Source organism: Sporomusa sp. (assembly GCF_057736855.1).
On record NZ_JBYKYF010000158.1, the window covers coordinates 1 to 7,118 of the forward strand.

At 41.7% G+C, this 7,118-nt stretch carries 8 protein-coding genes; 7 read left to right on the forward strand and 1 reads right to left on the reverse strand.

Features of this window, described 5'->3' with window-relative positions:
* A partial coding sequence (locus AC29Z1_RS10975) for a CsgG/HfaB family protein (protein ID WP_488271502.1) occupies window positions 1-450 on the reverse strand: 450 nt, incomplete at its 3' end.
* Between the two features lie 200 nt (window positions 451-650).
* On the opposite strand from AC29Z1_RS10975, the gene AC29Z1_RS10980 reads away from it, so the two are divergent.
* The 7 genes from AC29Z1_RS10980 (at window position 651) to AC29Z1_RS11010 (ending at window position 6,989) form a co-directional block, all read left to right on the forward strand.
* Window positions 651-1,748 carry a hypothetical protein gene (locus tag AC29Z1_RS10980; RefSeq protein ID WP_488271503.1) on the forward strand — a complete coding sequence of 366 codons (1,098 nt, stop codon included), beginning with the start codon at window positions 651-653 and terminating at the stop codon, window positions 1,746-1,748.
* A 237-nt stretch (window positions 1,749-1,985) separates the two neighbouring features.
* A complete protein-coding gene (locus tag AC29Z1_RS10985; protein WP_488271504.1) occupies window positions 1,986-3,752 on the forward strand; it encodes a methyl-accepting chemotaxis protein in 1,767 nt (588 codons plus the stop codon).
* Complete coding sequence (locus tag AC29Z1_RS10990; RefSeq protein WP_488271505.1) at window positions 3,752-3,910, forward strand: hypothetical protein; 159 nt, start codon at window positions 3,752-3,754, stop codon at window positions 3,908-3,910. Before AC29Z1_RS10985 ends, AC29Z1_RS10990 begins: the two co-directional genes overlap by 1 nt.
* A 94-nt stretch (window positions 3,911-4,004) precedes the next feature.
* A complete protein-coding gene (locus AC29Z1_RS10995) occupies window positions 4,005-4,580 on the forward strand; it encodes a UbiX family flavin prenyltransferase (RefSeq protein WP_488271506.1) in 576 nt (191 codons plus the stop codon).
* A gap of 160 nt (window positions 4,581-4,740) precedes the next feature.
* The gene (locus AC29Z1_RS11000; protein WP_488271507.1) at window positions 4,741-5,061 is read left to right on the forward strand and encodes a (2Fe-2S)-binding protein; all 321 of its coding nucleotides are present in this window, start codon (window positions 4,741-4,743) and stop codon (window positions 5,059-5,061) included.
* Window positions 5,062-5,276: 215 nt separating this feature from the next.
* Window positions 5,277-6,155 carry a 4-hydroxy-tetrahydrodipicolinate synthase gene (dapA, locus tag AC29Z1_RS11005; protein ID WP_488271508.1) on the forward strand — a complete coding sequence of 293 codons (879 nt, stop codon included), beginning with the start codon at window positions 5,277-5,279 and terminating at the stop codon, window positions 6,153-6,155.
* 402 nt (window positions 6,156-6,557) lie between these two features.
* The gene (locus AC29Z1_RS11010; protein WP_488271509.1) at window positions 6,558-6,989 is read left to right on the forward strand and encodes a hypothetical protein; all 432 of its coding nucleotides are present in this window, start codon (window positions 6,558-6,560) and stop codon (window positions 6,987-6,989) included.
* Window positions 6,990-7,118 lie beyond the last annotated feature (129 nt).

A 7,118-nucleotide genomic window follows, 5' to 3' on the forward strand; every position in this document is an offset into this window, starting at 1 on the left:
GACATTGACCAATTTTAAGGTTAAGGATACGCTGCATTTCTTCGAACCTTCCTTCCATACACTGCGCTGCTTCTTTTTGTCATAGTAGTAATAGCCAGGTTCACTGTCAATGTAGCCATCTACTGAGCCAAGCAGTAAGTAATCTAAGCCCAGGATACCCCCTAGCTCCGAGGCGGTTGTTTCGTCCAGCAAGCCTTGAGCGCCAAGTTTTTGTTCCTGAAATACGCGTGATAATTCGGTTCGCTCAACCACTGTGCAAGACTTTAGTTTTACTAAATCAGCGGTTAGCATTTCTGCTGCTGTTACTCCAAATTGATGGAAATGACTTTCATTTTTTAACGGAAGAACGCCGATTTTGACAGTAGTTTTAGTATTAGCCATCGCTACATTCGCAAACAGAGCCAAAATAATACAAACCCACAAAATCCTAAAAATACATCTTTTGGGCATAAAAACCTCCTAATGACCCATGTAAAACAGGTAATTTTTGTTGTAGTATGCTTACTTATTCAATTTTACGCAAGAAATTCCTGCAGTCAGGTTAAATATTATGTAAAAAAAGCTCTAAAGATAGTCTAAATGATGGTAAAATAACAGATAATTGATATTCCTGCAAAAGCAGCGATATATATGTTAAGGAGGTTTATACAATGAATTTTCTTAGATTCCTATTGATGGTACTTTTGTTATGGACAGTCCAGTGTCCGCCTGCAGTTGCTCAGGAAGCTTTAGTAGAAGGACGCGGTATTTCCCGGGAAGCGGCTCTGCATGATGCTTTCCGTCAGGCAGTTGAACAAACCGTTGGCAGCATCGTGGAAGCAAAAACGCTGACGCAAAACTACACTTTGCTCAAAGATGAAATCTATACAAAATCTCAGGGGTTTATCAGAAATTATTCTGTTATTACGCAATGGCAGGAAGGCAATGAAGTTGTCATGCAAGTGCGGGTAACGGTGGATGCCCAGCCTAATTCCCCCTTAATGACCAATTTAGAGCGGCTGAAGCTGATTGATACCGGTTTGCGTGATCCCCGCATTGGTGTTGTTGTGATAGAACATTACAAACAACCATTCGGTGATGTCGCTGCTGAAACAGCAATTATCAGTCAACTGACAGAGGCTGGGTTCCGGAGAATCGTTGACCCCGCTCAGCTGAAGCGTATTCGCCAGGCTGATGCCATTAAGAGCATTATCAATCAGGGGGATACTGCCACGGCTATCAGACTGTTAACCAGCGAACCGCTTGATTATTTGCTTGTGGGCGAAGCCTTTGCTGAATATGCCGGGGATTCCGGCTATGACATAATATCAAGCCGTGCGCGGCTTGAAGCCAGACTGATTAAAGTGGATACCGGAGAAATTATTGCTGCCCAGGGGTTTCAGAGTCATGGAGTTGACATAACTGCTACTGTTGCCGCCAGGAAATCCCTCAGTAATGTGGGGAAAGCGGCAGGCAAGTTTTTTGTAGATAGGTTGCTGGCAACGGCAGCTAATCCGGAAAAAGGCCTCCAGATCAAGGTGGTTGCTGTTAACGATTATTCGGTGGTTAACTTATTGGGGCGGTTGTTACGAACCCAGACAGGGGTAAACAACGTCTTTTTGCGGGAATATCAACAAGGAACGGCAATCTTTGATGTTAACTATTCAGGGTCCCCGGATATTCTGGCCGAAATACTTGAGAGGGTGACGGAAATGCCGCTGAAAGTGATATCTGTTAGTAATAGTGTGCTTGTGGTTAGTGTACACTAAGGTATTGCCCCCCAAACAACCTGAACCGGATTTCCAATTTTGATAAAATAATCCTATTTCTGATAAAATGTTTCTATTTTTGATAAAATGTGTGGTAAAATATGATAAAGCACACTATTGTGAAAATTATATATATTGAAAAAATGATTATGCTGAATTAAGACCCAACAATATAGTAGGAAAAGGTGGAGTATGATGGTCTGAATACGGGATTTAAAACCATATGGAGGGATCAGAATGACAAAATTGAAATACCGCTTAATTGCTGCTTTGGTTGCTACTAGTTTTGTATGTGTCTTTATTCTTTCCTGCTATAATGTTGTAAGTACAATTCGGCGCAATGAGGCTGACATACAGAAATATCGAGATGTGCTATATGAGCAATTTGACAGAAGTATCAAACTGGAGGTGGAAACTGCTTACAGTTTGGTGCAAAAGATATATAACCAGCAACAACAAGGACTTTTGACTGAAGCGCAAGCCAAAAAACAAGCAGCTGACTTGCTGCGGGACTTGCGGTTTGATAATGGCAATTATTTTTGGGTTGATACCACAGAGGGAATTAATGTGGTGCTTTTAGGGCGAGATATTGAGGGCAAGAGTCGTATTGATCTTGTGGATGCCAAAGGTAACAAGTTTATCCAAGAGATCATCAAAAACGGTATGCAGCCCAATGGCGGTTATACCGATTACTGGTTCCCTAAACCCAATGAAACGCAAGAACTGCCCAAACGGGGGTATTCGCTATTATTTAAACCGTATAATTGGATTATTGGAACCGGCAATTGGGTTGATGACATCGAAGCAAAAGTGATCGCCAAGGCGGAAGAAAATCAGCGGGATTTAATGGTCGATATTGGGATTGCTATACTTATCGCGATACTAGGACTCAGTATTGCTGTCTGTATGGCGCTGTATATAAGTAGAAAAATCTCAGAGCCAATTGTGACGGCGGCCGAAGGGGTACGGCAGATTGCAACCGGGAATCTAGGAATTGCAGATTTACCCATTATGGCTAAGGATGAAACAGGAACTTTAGCGATGTCGGTAAATGAAATGAAAGCCAGTTTACGGGAGCTTATCCGCAAAGTAGCCGATTCTTCTAATCAGGTGGCTGCCGCAAGCCAAGAACTTACCGCTACGTCAGAACAAACAGCCCTTGCTGCCTCGCAAGTGGCAGCTGCCACTACCGGTATGGCTCGTGCTACTGAGAACCAGGTGCAGGTGATTAAAGATTCGTCTAATGCGATTGAAGAAATGTCGCTTCATATTAAACAAATTACGGATAACATGAAAGATGTAGCCTTAGTGTCCGGAAAAACCGCGACAGCAGCTAAGGACGGTGAACAGGCTGTCTATTCTGCTATTCAGCAGATGAACAATATCGAAAAAACAGTTACTGATTCTGCAGCAGTGGTCAGTAAGCTGGGTGAGCGTTCCCAGGAGATCGGACAGATTATCGATACTATCGCCGGAATAGCCGGACAGACCAATTTGTTGGCACTCAACGCGGCGATCGAGGCTGCCAGAGCCGGAGAGCAAGGACGGGGATTTGCTGTTGTTGCCGAAGAAGTCCGGAAATTAGCTGAACAATCACAGGAAGCGGCTAAACAAATTGCTGAACTCATTCAGGAAATTCAGACCGATACCCATCATGCCGTAAAAGCAATGGAAACAGGTACTGGCGAAGTTAAACTTGGTACTAACTTGGTTGCTTCTGCAGAAAAGGCCTTCCGGGAAATTTCCGTAATGGTCAATCAAGTTTCATTAGCCGTGAACGACGTATCGGCTGCGGTGCAGCAGGTTGCCCGAGGCAGTCAGGAAGTAGTAACATCGATGCAAAAGGTAGAAACACTTGCTCAAAATACGGCTACAGAAACAGGGACAATATCAGCCGCAACTGAGGAGCAAACGGCTTCTATGGAAGAAATCGCTTCTGCCAGTCAATCACTTGCTCAGCTTGCGGAAAAAATGCAAATTGCACTTGCCAAATTTCATTTATAATGGATAACTGGATTCTCGCCGGAACGAATGTAGCTGAGATCGTCGCGGGTAACGGCCCTTCCCCTAAAATATCCGGGTTGGGGGTCGTTACCTTTTTGTATCAGAGGGTAGTTTACGTTGTTACTTTGTATGGACAGGTGTTTCGCCAATGTTTATAATACAAATAAGTTCAAGAGATTGTCGCAATGTGTCCCGGAGATTTTATTGTCGGCTTGATTACGTATGAAAACTAAAAGGCGGAGAATAGGCAAAATGGTAGGAAAAATAAAAAAAAGACTAGTAGTCGGAATGAGCGGAGCTAGTGGAGCCATATTAGGGATAGAATTATTACAAATACTTAAGGAGAATCTAGACTATGAAACTCATCTTGTAATTTCCAAAGGTGCTGAGGCTACTATACTGCAGGAGACAGATTATACTATTGCTGAGGTAATGGAGCTGGCTGACAAGGTTTATGATATCCATAACATTGGTGCTAGTATAGCCAGCGGTACTTTTAAGACTGAGGGCATGATTATTCTTCCTTGCAGCATGAAGACCGTGGCTGGTATTGCCTGCGGGTATGCTGATAATCTGCTGCTTAGAGCTGCCGATGTTACTATTAAGGAGCAACGAAGATTGATAGTAGCCCCTCGAGAGTGTCCTCTGAGCGCAATTCACCTAAAAAATATGCTGGCATTGGCTGAATTAGGAGTATTGGTTATGCCGCCAATGCTTACCTATTATAATAATCCTGTGGATATAAAAGATATGAACAAACACATGATTGGTAAAATTTTAGAGAAGTTTGATATTGAAGTCAGAGGTTATAAGCGCTGGTGTAAGTAATGGTATAATTATAGGAAAAGCTATCTCCACTCATTGCGTTGGAATAATTACTGCCGAAATGATAGGAGTTTGATCTAACGCTAACATGGTGGATGGCTAATCAGCTATGAGAATACTTTTGGTATAAAGGTGCAGTGAAATCGAAAAGGAGTTGGTAAGATTGGCTGGAAACCGAACCATCTGTACTGTAAATCATGTGGATTACAGCAGCATTAGAAAGGCAATGTGTGCTGGTGCCCGCACGGTCGAAGAAGTAAAGGCAATGGCAGGAGTTTGTGGTAGTTGTGAAGGCTGCAAAAATGAGCTTGAGAAGATTCTTACTTCGGTATGCGGCTGTCTGAATGTTTCGCTGAAAGCAGTGGTTGATGCGGTTAAGAATGGCGCCGATACAGTAGAAAAAGTTGCCGAAATTACAGGCGCAGGCACGGATTGCGGCAGATGCAAAGCACTTGTTAAAAATATCATTGAGTTAGGTAGATAACCAAGTTTTAGCGGGATAAACACATGTAGAATACAGAGGTATCTGTTACAGATACCTCTTTTGTTTATTGTTTTATAACCAATTTTATAATTTGCATATCAATGTAACAATAAAATATGAAAGATAAGCTCATATCTATAGAAATTAGCCGCCTAATAGGATATAATTACAATATATACCTTGACATACCAATTTATTTAAAGGTGGTCATTTTTGTGAGAAAACCATTATTTGTCGGATCGGCAGTCGCGATTGTAACTCCATTTACGGACAATGGCGTCAATTATTCAACATTAGAAAAATTGATTGAGTTCCAAATTCAAGCCGGTACGGATGCCATTGTAATTTGCGGAACTACTGGTGAAGCATCAACCATGCCGGATGATGAGCATATTGCCGTGATTAAATTTGCAGTAGAAATAACCAATAAGCGCGTACCGGTTATTGCTGGTGCTGGAAGTAATGATACCCGTCATGCCATTGAATTATCAAAGGCAGCCGAAGCAGTTGGTGCTGACGGACTATTGTCAGTAACCCCATACTATAACAAAACTACGCAAAAAGGGTTGTATCAACATTTTAAAGCCATAGCTGAGAGTGTTAAAATACCCGTCATTTTGTACAATGTACCTAGCAGAACCAATTTGAACATAAATCCTGAAACCATCAAAGCTTTAGCGGAAATTGACAATATTATTGCTGTCAAGGAATGTAACCTTGGACAGGTTGGTGACGTGATTAATTTATGTGGGGAAGATTTTTCTGTATATTCCGGTGATGATAATATGATCTTGCCGATCCTATCGCTAGGTGGTAGAGGCGTTATTTCGGTTATGGCTAATATTATTCCGCAGGATACACATAATATGGTTGCAAAGTTTTTTGAAGGTGATATTAAGGGCGCCACTAAATTGCAACTAAAAACACTAAATCTTATAAAAGCATTATTTACGGAAGTAAACCCCATTCCTGTCAAAGCAGCCGTAAATCTACTGGGTTTTGATGCCGGCCCATGCCGTATGCCGTTAACCGAGTTAAGTGAGAATAACTTAGCCTTGCTGCGTGCTGAAATGGAAGCTTATGGCTTGCTATAATCGATTAATCGAACGGTTACTTGATATAATCCGCTCTCAGGTAATAGTCATATCAAACAAAGAAGAGTTATAATTTGCATTGGCAATTATAACTCTTCTTTGTTTATACCTTGGTTTTTAGATTTGGATGACCGACAAAGCGGCTTCTTGAATTTTGTTTGTACGGTGCTCGATGGCCTCTGGGATCACTGTTTAGCCTGTGATTATTATTATGATAAAAACAAAAAAATTATCAATCAAGCTGCCAGACACAAGAGGCTGATTGAGAGTTTTTCCAAAGTTGCAATGTAGGACCATGATACAAAATACATAGGTTTTTCTTATTCTCACATGGCTTGACTACTCAGTCAGTCAGCGTATAATTAATAGTAGAAACACTAATTTTGTAGGAGGAACTGTAACGTGAAAAGAAAGTTGATTACGGGTTTGTTATTTATTTGCTTGCTGACTGCCACTGCGATTCCGGTAACGCAGGCGTTTGGTTTGGGTGATGTTTTAAAAGTGGGTGGCATAGGTCTCCTTGTAGATAAATTTTCATCACCACTTAATGATTTTATCAACAAGCTGACTTTTAAGCATAATGCAGGGACTAATTATGCGACAAAAGTGGTTCCTATAATTTCGGTTGGCAGCAAAGGGTACATAGGAGCAGCCCAGGTTACTGGTGCACAGGAATTGGTTGATAAAACCGAAGCCGTAATGCAATTGGAAGGGAATTTCAATGGCAATACGTTTAGGGTTAAAGCATTGATTCCCGGTGACAGCACCAATCCTACCAAATTTAGCCGGGTACAGGGTGTTGGAGTATCGGCCATTATTGATATCAAGATCTAATACACAGCGAAACACCTCTTGGTGTAAGTAACGCTTACGCCAAGAGGTGTTTTCCTATATTGGTTGTTACTAAATCGGTTCTTTGTCAAATGTTGGGGTAAAGCATAAAGTGTAGTGGAGCAGGGGATA

What these genes read in the sequence shown, in the direction of transcription:
- AC29Z1_RS10985 (WP_488271504.1), top strand. Translation starts at nt 1,986, where the DNA reads ATGACAAAATTGAAATACCGCTTAATTGCTGCTTTGGTTGCTACTAGT.
- AC29Z1_RS10980 (WP_488271503.1), top strand. Translation starts at nt 651, where the DNA reads ATGAATTTTCTTAGATTCCTATTGATGGTACTTTTGTTATGGACAGTC.
- AC29Z1_RS10995 (WP_488271506.1), top strand. Translation starts at nt 4,005, where the DNA reads ATGGTAGGAAAAATAAAAAAAAGACTAGTAGTCGGAATGAGCGGAGCT.
- AC29Z1_RS10990 (WP_488271505.1), top strand. Translation starts at nt 3,752, where the DNA reads ATGGATAACTGGATTCTCGCCGGAACGAATGTAGCTGAGATCGTCGCG.